Annotated in this window: 14 protein-coding genes and 1 pseudogene; 5 read left to right on the forward strand and 10 right to left on the reverse strand. The window is 67.2% G+C overall.

Translation table 11 applies throughout. From position 1 onward, the window contains the following. Positions 1 to 11 precede the first annotated feature (11 nt). From F5544_RS22255 to F5544_RS22265, 3 genes are all read right to left on the reverse strand, one after another. A complete protein-coding gene (locus F5544_RS22255) occupies positions 12 to 1,238 on the reverse strand; it encodes a lipase family protein (RefSeq protein ID WP_167474982.1) in 1,227 nt (408 codons plus the stop codon). 135 nt (positions 1,239 to 1,373) lie between these two features. Continuing rightward, positions 1,374 to 1,895 (reverse strand): CPBP family intramembrane glutamic endopeptidase, encoded by a 522-nt coding sequence (locus F5544_RS22260; RefSeq protein ID WP_203217632.1) that lies wholly within the window; start codon positions 1,893 to 1,895, stop codon positions 1,374 to 1,376. Between the two features lie 282 nt (positions 1,896 to 2,177). Beyond that, complete coding sequence (locus tag F5544_RS22265) at positions 2,178 to 3,542, reverse strand: serine hydrolase domain-containing protein (RefSeq protein ID WP_167474983.1); 1,365 nt, start codon at positions 3,540 to 3,542, stop codon at positions 2,178 to 2,180. Between the two features lie 265 nt (positions 3,543 to 3,807). Here F5544_RS22265 and F5544_RS22270 point away from each other — a divergent pair, with 265 nt between their 5' ends. Next, entirely contained in the window at positions 3,808 to 3,960 is a 153-nt protein-coding gene (locus F5544_RS22270) for a hypothetical protein (RefSeq protein ID WP_167474984.1), read from the forward strand. A 137-nt stretch (positions 3,961 to 4,097) separates the two neighbouring features. On the opposite strand, the gene F5544_RS22275 is transcribed toward F5544_RS22270, so the two are convergent. The 5 genes and pseudogenes from F5544_RS22275 to F5544_RS22295 form a co-directional block, all read right to left on the reverse strand. After that, positions 4,098 to 4,421 (reverse strand): DUF1048 domain-containing protein, encoded by a 324-nt coding sequence (locus F5544_RS22275; RefSeq protein WP_167474985.1) that lies wholly within the window; start codon positions 4,419 to 4,421, stop codon positions 4,098 to 4,100. 1 nt (position 4,422) lies between these two features. Further along, positions 4,423 to 4,779 (reverse strand): DUF1048 domain-containing protein, encoded by a 357-nt coding sequence (locus F5544_RS22280; RefSeq protein WP_167474986.1) that lies wholly within the window; start codon positions 4,777 to 4,779, stop codon positions 4,423 to 4,425. Beyond that, positions 4,776 to 5,084: a PadR family transcriptional regulator gene (locus F5544_RS22285; protein ID WP_167474987.1), complete on the reverse strand. Its 309-nt coding sequence runs from the start codon at positions 5,082 to 5,084 to the stop codon at positions 4,776 to 4,778. The genes F5544_RS22280 and F5544_RS22285 overlap by 4 nt, the downstream gene beginning before the upstream one ends. Positions 5,085 to 5,547: 463 nt before the next feature. Further along, entirely contained in the window at positions 5,548 to 7,125 is a 1,578-nt protein-coding gene (locus F5544_RS22290; protein ID WP_203217633.1) for an AAA family ATPase, read from the reverse strand. Between the two features lie 217 nt (positions 7,126 to 7,342). Then, positions 7,343 to 7,870: pseudogene (locus tag F5544_RS22295) on the reverse strand (enoyl-CoA hydratase-related protein); the annotation flags it as partial. Positions 7,871 to 8,250: 380 nt separating this feature from the next. Here F5544_RS22295 and F5544_RS22300 point away from each other — a divergent pair. Then, a complete protein-coding gene (locus F5544_RS22300) occupies positions 8,251 to 8,817 on the forward strand; it encodes a TetR/AcrR family transcriptional regulator (protein WP_167474988.1) in 567 nt (188 codons plus the stop codon). On the opposite strand, the gene F5544_RS22305 is transcribed toward F5544_RS22300, so the two are convergent. Continuing rightward, positions 8,793 to 10,655 carry a Na+/H+ antiporter gene (locus tag F5544_RS22305; protein ID WP_167474989.1) on the reverse strand — a complete coding sequence of 621 codons (1,863 nt, stop codon included), beginning with the start codon at positions 10,653 to 10,655 and terminating at the stop codon, positions 8,793 to 8,795. The two genes, F5544_RS22300 and F5544_RS22305, sit on opposite strands and share 25 nt — an antisense overlap. A gap of 96 nt (positions 10,656 to 10,751) precedes the next feature. Here F5544_RS22305 and F5544_RS22310 point away from each other — a divergent pair, with 96 nt between their 5' ends. Further along, complete coding sequence (locus tag F5544_RS22310; RefSeq protein WP_167474990.1) at positions 10,752 to 11,645, forward strand: alpha/beta fold hydrolase; 894 nt, start codon at positions 10,752 to 10,754, stop codon at positions 11,643 to 11,645. Positions 11,646 to 11,680: 35 nt separating this feature from the next. Continuing rightward, positions 11,681 to 12,283 (forward strand): TetR/AcrR family transcriptional regulator, encoded by a 603-nt coding sequence (locus tag F5544_RS22315; protein ID WP_238847388.1) that lies wholly within the window; start codon positions 11,681 to 11,683, stop codon positions 12,281 to 12,283. 117 nt (positions 12,284 to 12,400) lie between these two features. Here the strand turns inward: F5544_RS22315 and F5544_RS22320 are convergent, their stop codons facing one another. Beyond that, the gene (locus tag F5544_RS22320; protein WP_167474991.1) at positions 12,401 to 12,811 is read right to left on the reverse strand and encodes a hypothetical protein; all 411 of its coding nucleotides are present in this window, start codon (positions 12,809 to 12,811) and stop codon (positions 12,401 to 12,403) included. Between the two features lie 280 nt (positions 12,812 to 13,091). Between F5544_RS22320 and F5544_RS22325 the strand changes: the two genes are divergently transcribed. Further along, positions 13,092 to 14,060, forward strand: a complete 969-nt coding sequence (locus F5544_RS22325) for an enoyl-CoA hydratase/isomerase family protein (protein ID WP_167474992.1) — start codon at positions 13,092 to 13,094, stop codon at positions 14,058 to 14,060. Positions 14,061 to 14,099: the final 39 nt, after the last annotated feature.

Genomic DNA, 14,099 nt, shown 5'->3' on the forward strand with positions numbered 1-14,099 from the left:
TTTCGCGGCGGTCAGACGGTGCGGCCCAGCCAGCGGTCGATCTGGTCGAGCCCCGCGGGCAGCGCCGCGCAGGTGAAATGCTCGCAGGGGAATTCGTTGAGTACCACCGACGCGCCGCCGGCCACCCATTCCCGGGCGAGGGTTTCCGCGCCCTCGACCGGGATCCACTGGTCGAATCGGCCGTGCCACAGGTAGATCGGCATGGTCGGGATGAGCCCGCCCGCGCGGGTTTCCCGCAGGATCTGCTTGGCGATCGGTGTTTCGTACGGGTCGACCTTGGTGAACAGCGACAGCGACAGCGGCACCGGTTCGGGGATCAGGCCGAGCGGGGCCGCGTCGACGCAGAAGTTCTTGATCAGCCGCAGTCCCGCGGCGCCGAGGTCGTTGGCCAGGTCCAGGGCGCCGGGGGTGACACGCGCGACACCCACCACCGCCATCAGATACAGCACGGAGGCGGAGTATCGGCCGTCCATGGTGGCGCGGGTGAGGCTGAGGTCGGCGGGGGTGCCACCGGCGGCGGCGCCGCGCAGCACCAGGTCCGGCGCGTATTGCGGTTGTAGTTGCGCGGCCCAGACGGTGGCGGTGGCGCCGCCGCTGTAGCCGATCATCGCGGCGGGGCTGCCGTCGAGTCCGGCGGGCGGGAAGTGCAGTGCGGCGCGCAATCCGTCGAGTACCTCGCGGCCCATGGTCGGTCCGTGCGCGTAGGCCATTTTGGGTCCCTGGTAGTCGGTGACCACCACCGCGTAACCGCGCCACAGCAGTTGGCGGGTGATGTCGGGGATTTCCAGTACGAGGCCGTGCACGAACTCGTAGGACGGGTTGCATTTCAGGCCGAGGCTGTCGATGGCGTAGTTGTCGGCCACCACCCGCCCGTTCCAGTCGATCGGTTTGAGGATGGTGGTGACCGAGGCCTCGGGGGCGCCGTCGGCGGCGGTGGTCCGGAACCAGGCCTGCCAGGCCTGGAAGGTGGCGGTCAGTTTCAGCGGCGCGGTGACGGTGATGGCGCGGCTGGCCAGGATGGTGCTGTTGGGGAGGTCGTCGAGTACGCCGTCGGTATGTGGCGCGGCGGTGGCGCGGGTGGGGAACTTCAGGTCGAGGAAGGCGTCCCCGGTCGGGTCCGGGTACAGATCACTGGCCTGGACGGGGTCGGCCCCGGCCGGGGTGGCGGCGAGCACCAGCAACACCAGTACAGCGAGGGCCGACCACGCGCGCCGCGGCCGACGGGGCAGGAGGGTCACGCTCCGACGTTAACCGAAGGGTTGCCACGGTTCCGGGATTTGCCCGGGCGAGCCGGATACCGATCGGGTCCCGGCCCAGATCTGTTGTAAATGAATACATTTCGCTTGGCCGGGTCGTCGTAGCTCTCCGCCGCGTCACTGAATGCGGTGCAGCGCGACGGCGAGGGCGGCGAATGTCGCCATGGTCGAGGTCACGCCGACATGCATTCCGATCGATACGCGGATGTCCTTGTTGCGCCAGGCGAGCCAGAATCCCGGGAACATGAAGATCACCCGCGACACGAACACCCACGGTGTCCAGAAGTGGTACAGCGAGAACAGGACAGCGCTGACCACCGGCGCCCATCCGCCCAGGTGGGCGATGCGGGGCAGCAGGAATCCGCGGAAATACAGTTCCTCGATGAGGGGGAGGGCGATTCCGGTCAGCGGCAGGCAGATCAGCATCGCGGTGAGCGCGACCGAATGCGGGTATCCGTGGAGGAATTTGGTGGTGCTGCCCGCGCCTTCGGTGAACGGGACCCAGGTGAAGAAGTGGTGCAGGAAGAAGCGGTTCATCGGTGCGGTCGCGAAGCTCAGCACCGTCATCCACACGATGAGCGGGATGACCATCGCCACGAGTTTCCCGCGCGGGACCGGCTTGTCGGTGTAGTGCAGCACGCCGCGCAGCGTGACGCGGCCGTTGTGCTTGTGGCCCAGCCACAGCAGCCCGAACAGGATCGGTATCAGGACCAGGCACAGGGCGATCGCCCAGCCGATGAGGATCGGATATCCGATGGCCTTGATGAAGGGTTCGCCGATGAGCAGGTAGGCGGCGACGATCAGGGCGCCGGGGACGAGATGCAGTGCGATGGACAGTGGTAGGGGTGGCGGTCGCTCAGCAGCCGCTCGGCTATTCCGTTCGGTCGCGTGTTTTCCAGGGTGCGCATGACAAGGGGTTCGCTATCCGAGGCAGGATCGGACGGCCTCGGCCAGGTTCGCCGCGCGGGGGTCGTCGGGCCGCATGTCCCAGAGGTTGGTGACATAGCTGAAGCCGACACCGGCATCGGGGTCCGCGAAAGCGGTCGATCCACCGGAGCCCGGGTGACCGAACGATGACGGTCCGACCATCGGCAGCGAGGGGCAGGCTCGCCAGAACCCGAGCGACATGTAGAAGGAGCGGTCGGGCGGGATGTTCAGCTCCGGTGGCAGCCCGTACATCCGCGTCTTGTCGGTCTGGACGACTGTCGCCCTCTTGACGGTCGCCGGGTCGAGCAGCCGCACGCCGTCGACGTCGCTCACCGTGGCGGCATACATCCGTGCCAACGATCGCGCGTCGGCGACCATGTTCGCGGCCGGGAACTCGGCCGCGCGCCAGGCGCGGGTGCGGTAATACGCGGACGGGGAGTCCGCGGTGTTGTCCAGGGCGCCGCCGAGTGATCCCGCGCGGGCTTCGACCGAGTCCGGACCCCACCCGGCCTTGATCCATGCGGTGACCGTGGCCGCATCGAGCCCGGTCACCTTGATCATCCCGGCGGTCAGCTCTTCCAGGTTGAACGGAGCGGTGTAGTCGATATGGGCTACCCGTTGCTCGTCTTGCTCGGGCAGCCCGATCCAGGCGCTCAATCCGAGCGGGGCGGCCACCTCCTCGGCGAAGAACCTGCCGAGCGACTTGCCGGAGATCCGGCGCACGATCTCCCCGACCAGGAATCCGAACGTGACGCTGTGGTAGAGGTGTGCGGTGCCGGGCTCCCATAGCGGCCGCTGCGCCTCGAGTGCGCGGATGACCGGATCCCAGGCGCACGCCTGCTCGAAGGTCAGCGGTCCGTCGATGATCGGCAGACCGACCTGGTGGGAAAGCAACCAGCGCACCGGGATTCGCTCCTTGCCCGCGGCGCCGAACTCCGGCCAGTACTCGACCACCGGTGCGTCGAGATCCAGTTGACCGCGCTGTGCCAGCAGATGGGCGCAGATCGCGGTGGCGCCTTTGGTCGTGGATGCGACCTGGGCGATGGTGTCTTTGCGCCACGGTCGGTTCGCCTGGGGATCGGCCTGGCCGTCCCACAGGTCGACCACGCGGCGGCCGCCCACGTAGACGCAGCACGCCGCGCCCCCCGCGGCATGGATTCCGTTGAAGTTCGCGCGGAACGCGTCGGCGACCTTTCCCCAGCCGTCCTCGACACCGCCGGGACGATCGCTCCCTGAGCTCTTGGAGTCGTTGGCGCAGGCGGCGAGACCAGCGAGCGCGCCGACGCCCAAGGCACCCTTCAACAGGGTCCGGCGCCCAACGGGTCCGGGCGCGAATGTCCTGCCTGTCGTGCCGTCCATGGTGTAATCCTTTCCAGGGATTTGAAATTCAGGGATCTGAAGACGGAAAACCCGTGTCACTCGGCCGGTACTGCCCGAGTGGCGTGCGAGAAGCACTCGCGGCCCGCGGTATCGGCGGCGGGCACGGCTGTCAGTGCCATGCCGGGTTGGATGAGGGCATGGCGAATCCGCGTGTGTTGTTCGGTGCGTGATTGTCGGCGGGCGGCTCAGCCGACCCGCTCTGTGAAGTGGCCCGTCCGGCAGGTCACGATGCTGTCAGGAGACCTTGTGGCGGGTAAGTGGCGAAGACGCCCGCGACGAGGACGGCGACACACCAGCCCAGGGCGATCCGAGTGTCGGTGCCGATGGGCTGCTGCGTGAACGGGTCGCGAATCATGTCGACGATGTGATTTCTCAGGGCATGGACGTCACCGGCTGATGTCCGGCGACGGCGCGCCGGGCCGGGTATCGGGTCGGCAGACCGCGAGCCACGCCGATACTCCGGCCGACGAAGGGAAGCCCATGATTTTCGGCGATGCTACTGCGACCCCTTGGCGTGGCCCACCGACCGCCGCGCTACAGGTCCTCGGCAATCTCTTTGTCGATGGACTTCTGGTAGATCTGGGCATATGTCGGTGAGTCTTTCACCAGGTTATCGCAGAAAGCCGCGACATCCTTCCCGATGAGTTCCGTGACTCCTTTGCCTGCGGCGACGCCTTCCTCGAAGAAGTCCACAATTCCAGGAAGTAGACTTCCGTCGAACAGCCCGACCGGCCCGGTCTTGAAATAATACTTTTGAATCTCATGGTAGACGATCTGGTAATCGGCTGGGAGTGCCTTGACCCGCGCGGTATGCGCTCGCCATTGTTTCTTGCCTTCGATGATGTCGCGGATGCCCATCTTATTCTCCTAGCTGACCCAGTTTTCTCGCCACATTCTTGTTCAGTTGATCGCGCCATTTATCGACGAAGCTCATGGCTCCTGCTTCGCCGGCGATCGCCGCACAGAAGCCCTTGATATCGTGGCCCAGTGCCTCATGAACGCTCTGACCCTCCGACGCCGTTTCCTCGATAAATCCGAGGACATTGTCGAGAATCGGCATCAAATTGCGGCCCGAGAAGTCCCCATAGGGGAAGAGATTGGCTTTTATTTCTTGCCACGCCGCTTGATATTCGGGCGGAAGGGTTGCGGCCCGAGCTTCGAAGGCTTCGAATTCTCTGTTGAGATCGCTACCCGTGATCTTCTCCCAAAAGTTCATTTCTTGCTTTCCTTGAGCTCATTGATCCGCGACGAAATGTATTCCCATTTCGCCCAGAATGTCGCGAGTTCGCTGCGCCCCGCGTCGTTGAGTGTGTAGAACTTGCGCGGCGGGCCGACCTCGGACCGCCGTTTCGAAACCTCGACCAGCTTGTTCTTCTCCAGCCGGAGCAGGATCGTGTAGACCGTCCCCTCGACCACATCCGCGAACCCGAGCTCGTTCAGCCGCCGCGTAATCGCGTAACCGTACGTCTCCTCGCTGCCGATGATCTCGAGAACGCAACCCTCGAGCGTCCCTTTCAGCATTTCCGTCAAGTTGTCCGTGGCGTCCTCCTTCAACCCAGCTACTCGGTGCTACCGAGTACTACTAAACTGTAACACAGAGTAGTTGGCTGGGCACACCCGCCGGAAATCCCTTGAGTTCGCATACCGCACAGCGCGAACCAGCTATTCCGAATGGATCGAAAGACCAACTGCCGCAACAGGATAGGCGAGCATCGCCGACTCGGCTTTCCATTGGTTCACCCTCGACCCGGATCCGGCGCGCTTCGCCCACTGGGCGATAGACCTGGCCGAAACAATGCGTCATCGAGGACCTCGGCACCGACCCGGCCATCGAACTGCTGGGCTCTGTGGGTGGCCCCCGACGCGATCGCGCGGCCCCGCAACACATCTCTATGGACCCGAGCGGCCCGCCAAGTTGAGACAACGCGAGGCCGCCCAGGGCATGATCGCCGACCCTGGAAGCGGGCGAATCGAGGTCGTTCCGTCAAGCTCGCAGCAGGGTGACTTCGCGGCCCGCCGGCGTGGTCGCCGTGCTGAAGGTGGTGCGGTCGGTGATGGGGGCGGCATCGGTGCGGCGGTCGAAGATCGCGAGCACTCCGGTCGGCAGGCCGAGCCGGTCGAGGTAGCCGTCGAGCTGGGTCAGCCCTTCGGAGAGCGGGTCGGCCTGTTTGTCGCGCCAGACTTTGAGTTCGATGGCTTCGCGTTGTTCGGCGCGGTGTCCGTCGGTGCCGGTATAGGGCTGCCGGACCAGCAGGTCGATGCGGCCGTGGCCGATGCCGTATTCGCGGTCGATGTGGCCGCCGCCGTTGACGATGCGGTGCAGGTAGGCCATCAACACCAGTTGGGGCGCGGTTTCGTGGTAGTTCTGTTTGGCTGTGAGGATTTCGCCGTCTTTTTTCCAGAAGGCGGCGAATTCGGTAAGCAGGCGGGGGAAGTCGAGGCGACCGTCGGGCAGCCGGAAGCTGGCGGGTTCGACGTGAATGTTGTTCTCGACGCCGGCGCCCAGGACGCGGACGATGACTTCGTTGTAGATGGGGTTGGCGATGCGGACGGTTTTGTCATTGGCGATGAGTCCGAGGTCGCGAACATAGGTGACGTCGTCGTTGAAGGTGAGATCGAGCGGGGTCATGGTCCCCGCGATCAGGGGTTCGATCACCCGTTGCACGCGTGGTTCGGTGAGTTTGGCGACGAGGGAGTCCAAATGTGTTGCGCGGGCGAGGATCAGTCGTTCCTTCGCTTCGTCGATGTGATCATCGGTGATGGTGGTCTGGATGCGCATCTTGTCGATGACTTCGGCGGCGAGCGCGTTGACCAGCCATGGCTGGCCTTGGGTGTAGTAGTAGGCCAGATCGAGTGCGGCACAACTGAATTCCTGCCCGGTGGCGGCGGTGTGCTGTGCGTAAAGCGTCGCGACCTCGGCGCGGGTGAAGTCGCCGATTCGAATCGAATCGACTTTGATGTTGAACGGGCTCGAGCTACTGAGTCGGGTCGGATCCCCACCCGAGGCGGACTTGTAGTCGCGTACGTCGCGCATACCGCACAGCACAACTGCATGGACGAAGCCCTTGCGGTTCGTCGTGTAGCCGTCGCGCAGCTGCCGTAGGACGCTGACCAGGCTGTCCCCGCGAATCGCGTCGATCTCGTCGAAGAACAGGACCAGCGGACGCGGGCACTGGCGGGTCCAGGCGGTCAATCCCGTGACCAGTGCGGAACCTGGCGACGATTCCGGCCACGGCGTGGGCGGCAGCAGTTCGGACGGAAGGTCGGCGGCCTCGGCGGCCGCCCGAATGCGGGCGAGAATCTCGCGGACGGCGCCGGTGAAGTCATCGCCGAACGGCACTGCCACCTCACAGGAGAAGTGCAGGGCCACATACCGGCCCTCCGCCGTGAGTTCTCGTGCCAGTGCCGCCAGACTGGTGGTCTTCCCGGTTTGCCGTGGCGCGTGGACGACGAAATACTGACCCCGGGCGATGTGGCGATCCGCATCCGTAATCCGTTGCGCCGCAGGCAGCATGTAGTGCAGGTCCTCATCACACGGCCCGGTGGTGTTGAAGTACTTCACGCGCCCTCCTGCCTCGACCCAGCGACGTGCCCGGATGCGGGCCGACTGCTGCGCAGCCTACCTGGCAAGGGTTGGGTGGCCGGGATCGTGCTCGCCCCGCTTCGGGACCGGGTGATCTCGTCGATGAAGCCGACGCGCGCACCGAGCCCCGGCGCTACGCGAATCATCTCGCTTGCCGCATCCGCCGAATCGCGTAATAGGTTGCCGCGCAACGGTTTTACTTGGTCAGGGCGGTGACGGCGGCGGCGAAGATGGTGTTCTTGATGGCGCCGAGGGTGGTGGGGTCTTTGGGGCCGAGGGAGTGAGGGAGTCGGCGGGGACGGCGGCGTCGACGAGATCGTGTGCGGCGGCGTCGGTTCCGCCTAAGCGGCGGCCGGTGGTCATGGACGCGATCGCGGTTCGGGGGGTGAGTTCGGCTTGGATGAGCGCGGCCATGCCGGGGGTGAACCGGATGTGGATGTCGATCTCCGGGAAGCAGAAGTAGCCGCGGTCGGCGCGCATCACCCGGTAGTCGTGGGCGATGGCGCCCGCGGCCGAAGGCGTGGCCGGGCAGCGCGGCGACGGTCGGCACGGGCAGGATGAGCAGGTGGGCAAGCCGCGCCTGCACCCGGTTCACGTACCAGGTGGCGCGGTCGGGATTGGCTGTGAGCCAAGCCAAGTCGAGGCCGTTGCTGTAGAACTTGCCGGTGGCGGTGGTGACGAGGGCGTGCGCGCCATCGTCGAGCACGGTGTCGAGCAGGGTGTCGCGGCGTCGGGGTGCCGTTCGGCGAAGACCGCGGGGTGTCGACGGCGGCCGATACCGCCTCGATGGCGGCGGTCACCAGTTCGGTTTGCAGTGTGAGGAATCGGCGCGCGGCCCGCAGCCAGGTGCGGCCGAGCAGTTCCGCGCGCGACCCGAACGTGTGGTAAGGCGCGCCGTTGGCGATGCCGGTGGCGGCGGCCTGCAGTTTTGTCCACTGCCGGGAGGGATTTCGGCCCGCGCCGCACACCGGGCGCGACACTCCGTTATCCTTTCGCGAACCAGCAAAGGCGCGGGCGATCCGGGAGCTCCCACGGGGAGCCGGTGTCCACAGCACGGCCTGCGGCTCACGCGGATACCCGACCCGAACAGAACGGCGATCGGCGATGTCACGTGTGGTCAGCAAGGAGCAATATTTCGACACCGCGCTGGAGGTGCTGGCCGAATTGGGCTTCAAGGGCCTCAATATCGGGTTGCTGTGCCGCAGGCTGGGGGTGACCAGCGGCTCGTTCTACCACCATTTCGGCAGTTGGCAGGGTTTCGTCGACGCGCTGCTCGAGCACTGGGAGCACCGGCAGGTCCGCATCCTGCGCAATATGAACTTCAACCAGGGCAATCCCGACGACGATATCCGCGCCATGTCGGATCTGGCGGCCGGTCTGCACCATGCCGCCGAGGCCGCCATCCGCGCCTGGGCCGCCAACGACGAATCGGTGAACGTCGCGGTCAAACGGGTCGACGAATCCCGCAGGCGCACCGTGCACAAGGCGATCATGGGCGTGGTGCGCGACGAGGACACCACCGCCGCGGTCACCGCGCTCGGTATGGCGATGCTCATCGGCTACCAGCAGATCGCCGCGGGCGGGCAGGATCTGTCACTGGACCGGCTGCTCACCCAGTACGCGCGGCTGATCTACTCCTACCGCCGTCAGCCGAGCAGTTCGTCCACATAACACCAGCGCCACGCCTCGCCGGGTTCCACGCTGCGCATCACCGGATGTCCGGTCCCCGCATAGTGTTTGGTGGCGTGGTTGCCCACCGACGAATCACAGCAGGCGACATGCCCGCAGGTCAGGCACATCCGCAGATGCACCCAGACCAGGCCCTCGTCGAGGCATTCCCGGCACAGATCGGGTTCGGCGGGTTCGACCACCAGCGGCGCGGCCCGCAGATGCGCGCAATCCGAGGCCGCGACCGTGGGCGCCTCCAGGGTTTCGGTGCGTTCCTCATCGGATTCGGCGTAACGGTCGATCATCGATTCCTCGAGATCCAAACGGGCCAGCACATATTGGAGGATCTCGTAGTCGGCGCCACCCGAATCCCGCACGCGCAGCACGGTTTCCCGTTCGGCGCGCAGCATTTTCAGCCGGAGCCTGCGGTATTCGGCGGTGGGCGTCGCCGATTCCGATTCCGAGCGACCCAGCCGCTCCCACGCGGAGTTGGTGCGCCAGGCCACCCGGTCGCGCAGCGAATCGATGACGCTGGACGGGGTTTCGGGCGTGATGTGCTCCTCGAGCGCGACCAGCCCGGCGGCGGTGGCCTGCTGCAACAGATTCGCCTTCTGCAGCGCGTCCTCGGCGCGGCTCGGCCCGCGCAACTTCAGCCGCCGCACCAGCCACGGCAGCGAAGTTCCTTGCAGCAGCAGCGTTCCCGCGACCACCACCAGCGCGACCAGTTTCAGCACCGGCAGCTGCGGGGTGTCGGCGGGTAGCAGCAGCACCGCCGCCAGGGTGACGACCCCGCGCATCCCGGCCCACGACACCACCGCCGAATGTCCAAGGCGCTCATCGGCTTCCAGCGATCCGAACCGCCGGAACAGCGCCGCGGTGGGGAACACCCACAGCGGCCGCGACACCATCACCGCCAGCAGCGCCCCGGCCACCGCGACGATCAGCGTGCGATGGTCCAGGCCGCTGCCCCACGCCTCCTCCAGGATCGCCCGCGTCTCCAAACCGATGATGAAGAACACCGCGCTCTCCAGGATGAACTGGATGGTGCGCCAATTGGTGCGCTCGGAGATCCGCGACGCCGCGCTCTGCCACACCGGCGCGTTGTGGCCGAGGATCATCCCGCACACCACCACCGCGATCACACCGGACGCGCCGATCGCCTCGGCGGGCAGATACGCCACGAACGGCGCCAGGAACGACAGGGTGGTGTCGAGCACCGGATCGCTGATCCGCCGCCGCAGCACCGCGAGCAGATACGCCACCACCACCCCGACCGCGGCGCCGCCGCCCGCGGCGAGCAGGAAATCCCCGCCCGCCTGGAATACCGAGACGGTGCCCGCCGCGGCCGCGATCGCGGTGCGCACGGTCACCAGCGCGGTCGCGTCGTTGAACATCGACTCGTCCTCGAGGATGGTCACGATCCGGCGCGGCATCCCGATCCGGCGCGCGATACCGGTGGCGGCCACCGCGTCGGTCGGCGCGACGATCGCGCCGATCGCCACCGCCACCGCGAACGGCACCGGCAGCAGCCACCACACCACCGCCGCCACGGTGAACGTGCTGAACAGCACCAACCCCACCGACAGCAGCGCGATGGTGCGGATATTGGCCCGGAAATCCACCAGCGAGGTGCGGATCGCGGAGGTGTAGAGCAGCGGCGGCAGGAATCCGAGCATGATGATCTCCGGATCCGGGCGCACCTGCGGCACGAACGGCAGATACGACGCCACCACCCCGGCCAGGGTCAGCAGCAGCGGTTCGGAAATACCGAACCGCCGCGCCGTGGCCGCCAGCGCGGCCGCCGACGCAACGAGTACCACCAGGCCGATCGCGACATGCACCGTCGCATTCTGTCAGAGCGCGCCCCGGGTACATGACACGTGCCGAGACCGCGGAACCGGTGCGACTTTCGGCGTTCCCGCGCAATGCTTGTCGCCATGGACGAGTTCGCTCACTGGCGCGCGCAAGGACACCGGCACACCCACCGCGGACACCAGATCTTCCGGGCCGAGGGCGGCGCGGGCGCCGAGGGCACGCTGCTGTGCCTGCACGGCTTCCCGTCCGGTTCCTGGGACTGGCATGTCCTGTGGCCGGATCTGTGCGCGCGGTTCGCCCGGGTGCTGGCCCCCGACATGATCGGCTTCGGATTCTCCGCCAAACCGCGCCACTACGACTACCGCATCGCCGATCAGGCCGATCTGCAGGAAAACCTGTTGCGGGAGCTGGGGATCGGGCGGGTGCATCTGCTCGCGCACGACTACGGCGACACCGTCGCCCAGGAACTGCTGGCCCGCGACGGCGAGCGCCGCGCCGCGGGCGACGAATCCCTGGTGATCGAGTCGGTGTGCCTGCTCAACGGTGGCCTGTTCCCCGAAACCCACCGCCCGCGCCCGATCCAGCGGCTGCTGGCGAGCCCGGCGGGCGGACTGGTCGACGCGCTCACCACCGAACGCGCCTTCGCCCACAGCCTTGCCGCGGTGTTCGGGCCGCGCACCAAACCGGACGCGGCAGACCTGCGCCGGTTCTGGTTGATGTGGTGTTCCCGGCACGGACATCGCAACGGGCACAAGCTGATTCGCTATATGGCCGAACGCAGGCAGTACCGTGCACGCTGGGTGGGCGCGCTGTGCGCGGCACAGGTGCCGGTCCGGCTGATCGACGGCCTGCTCGACCCGGTGTCCGGTGCGCACATGGTGGCCAGGTACCGGGAGCTGGTGCCGGACGCCGACGTGGTGGAGCTGCCCGATGTCGGTCACTATCCGCAGCTGGAGGCGCCCGCGGCGACCCTGGCGGCCTTCCTGGAATTCCACGACACCCGGGTGCGCTCCTGAACCACCCGTTATGGCGGGTGCCATAACATGGTGGGGTGGCCACCGCACGACGAGCACGCACCGACGGACCCCGCACCCGCCTGCCCAACGCCCGGCAGGCGATGATCGAGGGCGCGGTGGAATCGCTGCGCGTGCACGGCGCCACCGCCACCAGCGTCGACCGGGTGCTCGCCGCCACCGGCGCGCCGCGCGGCTCGGTCTACCACCATTTCCCCGGCGGGCGCACCCAGCTGGTCACCGAGGCGCTGACCACGGCGGGGGAGTTGATGAGCCGGTTCATCGAACAGCTCACCCGCGACGCCGATCCGGTGACCGCGCTCGAGCTGTTCGGCGCGTCGTGGCGGCAGATGCTGCTGGACACCGAATTCCGCGCCGGCTGCCCGATTTTCGCGGTCGCGGTCGAAACCAACGACGACGCACCGGAATTCGCGGCGACCGCGGCCGAGGTGTTCACTCGCTGGGAGCGCGCGCTGACCGAGCTGCTCACCCGCGACGGCTATCCGGCCGACCGCGCGGCCCGGTTGTCCACGCTCACCGTCGCCGCCATCGAGGGCGCGGTGGCGATGTGCCGGGCCCGGCGGGACACCGGCCCGCTCGACGACGTCATCGCCGAACTGCGCGCGATCATCGCGCACTGACGGACGGCTCGACACCCGCGCGTCGATCTCGTCCGATGACGCGACGACTCGATGTCGATACCGACGCGGGAAACGCCTTCTGCGGGCAGGGGATCGGCCCCGCGTTCGAATTTCGGGCTAGCCGAGTGTGACCTTCGTGTTGTTACCGGCGACGACCATATCGTTGGCATCGACGAGCGCCATTCGCACCTGCACCGTCTGCCCCTTCGACATCGGCGCCTCCTGGCCGCCGGGCCCGGTGAGCATCACGACGGTGGTCTGGTCGGATCCGTCGCAGGTGACGGCATTTTGTGCGCCGGTGGCCGACGGGCTTTCGGCCTCGGGTGCGCCCACCATCACTTTCACGGCGGTGACGCCTGCGGAGGCTTCACAGTTGTAGGCGACCTCGACGTTGACCGGGCCGACGCGTTGCAGGTCGATGGTGTTCGCGGCCAGCGCGGTAGGGGTGGCGGCCAGTATCGCGAAGCCCAGCGCCGCGGCGACGGTCGCGATGCGGGCGGGACGACGGTGGTTCCGGATGATCGACATGGTGCACGGTCCTCCTGGGTAGGGGAAGCAACTCGGCACGAAAGATCTTCGGACAGTGACAACTATCCTCTGCCGATGCGGATGCCCGTGGCAGGGGCGGCGTAAACCGGGAACCCTTTCGAGCGCGCGGCGTACGACCGTGGTCGGATCTTCGCTTGACGCTCTTGCCGTGACGCCGCGACACAGTATTATGGTATGTGCCATAAATGCTAGGGGTTATTCGAACAGCGTTGCGCCGCAATGACTTCGGCGCAGCATCCAGTGCGCCGAGGAGACGCCGATGACGACCGCCGAACTCCAGCTCGAAACCATCCGGGTCGACCAACGGGGGCGGGTGCTCACCGCCACCGTCATCGCCCCGCCGCTCAATTTCGTCACCCCGGCGGTGGTCCGCGACCTCGACACGCTCACCGCCACCGCCGAACGCGACGGCACCGTCGGCGCGATCGTGCTCACCGGCGGGCTGCCCGGCCGCTTCCTCACCCACGCCGACCCGGCGGCGCTCACCGGCATGATCGAGTTACCGCACCCGTTCATCCCGGCCCGGCTGGCCGCACCGTTCGTCCCGGTCCTCAACACCGCGCTGCGCATTCCCGGCGCCACCCGCGTCACCGAACGACTCGGCGGCCTCGGCACCGGACTGGTCTGGGGCTACCGGTGGAAACGCACCACCCTGCGGATGAACCGCTCCCGCATCGTGTACCTGGCCGCCATCAACGGCCCCGCGCTCGGCGGCGGCCATGAAATCGCCCTGGCCTGCGATCTGCGTTATGCCGCCGATGCCGAACACGTGAAATTCGGTCAGATCGAATCGCTGGCCAACCTCATCCCCGGCGGCGGCGGCACCCAGCGGCTACCCCGGCTCATCGGCGCCGCCAAAGCCATCGAACTCACCCTCGAGGGCGCACCCGTCGACGCGGCGACCGCGCTGCGGCTCGGCCTGGTGCACCGGCTCACCCCCGAAACCGAACTGCTCGCCGAAACCCAGTCCACCGCAGCACGTTTGGCCGCCCGCAACCCCGTCGTCGTCGCCGAACTCAAACGCGCCATCTACTTCGGCCCGAACCGCCCGCTACCCCGCGGCCTCGACCACGAACTGGCCGCCTTCCTCTCCACCGGCACCACCAAATCCGCCACCCGCACCACCAAGGCCTTCTTCGAAGACCTCGACCGCCTCGCCGACACCCCCTTCCTCGCCGCCCCCAAAGCCTGGCTCGACGGCACCCGCGTCGACCAGACCAGCGACTGATCCGCCCGCACAGCATCCGATGCGGTGACCGATCAGGGG

The organism is Nocardia arthritidis, assembly GCF_011801145.1.
In the GTDB taxonomy this organism is placed as follows: domain Bacteria; phylum Actinomycetota; class Actinomycetes; order Mycobacteriales; family Mycobacteriaceae; genus Nocardia; species Nocardia arthritidis_A.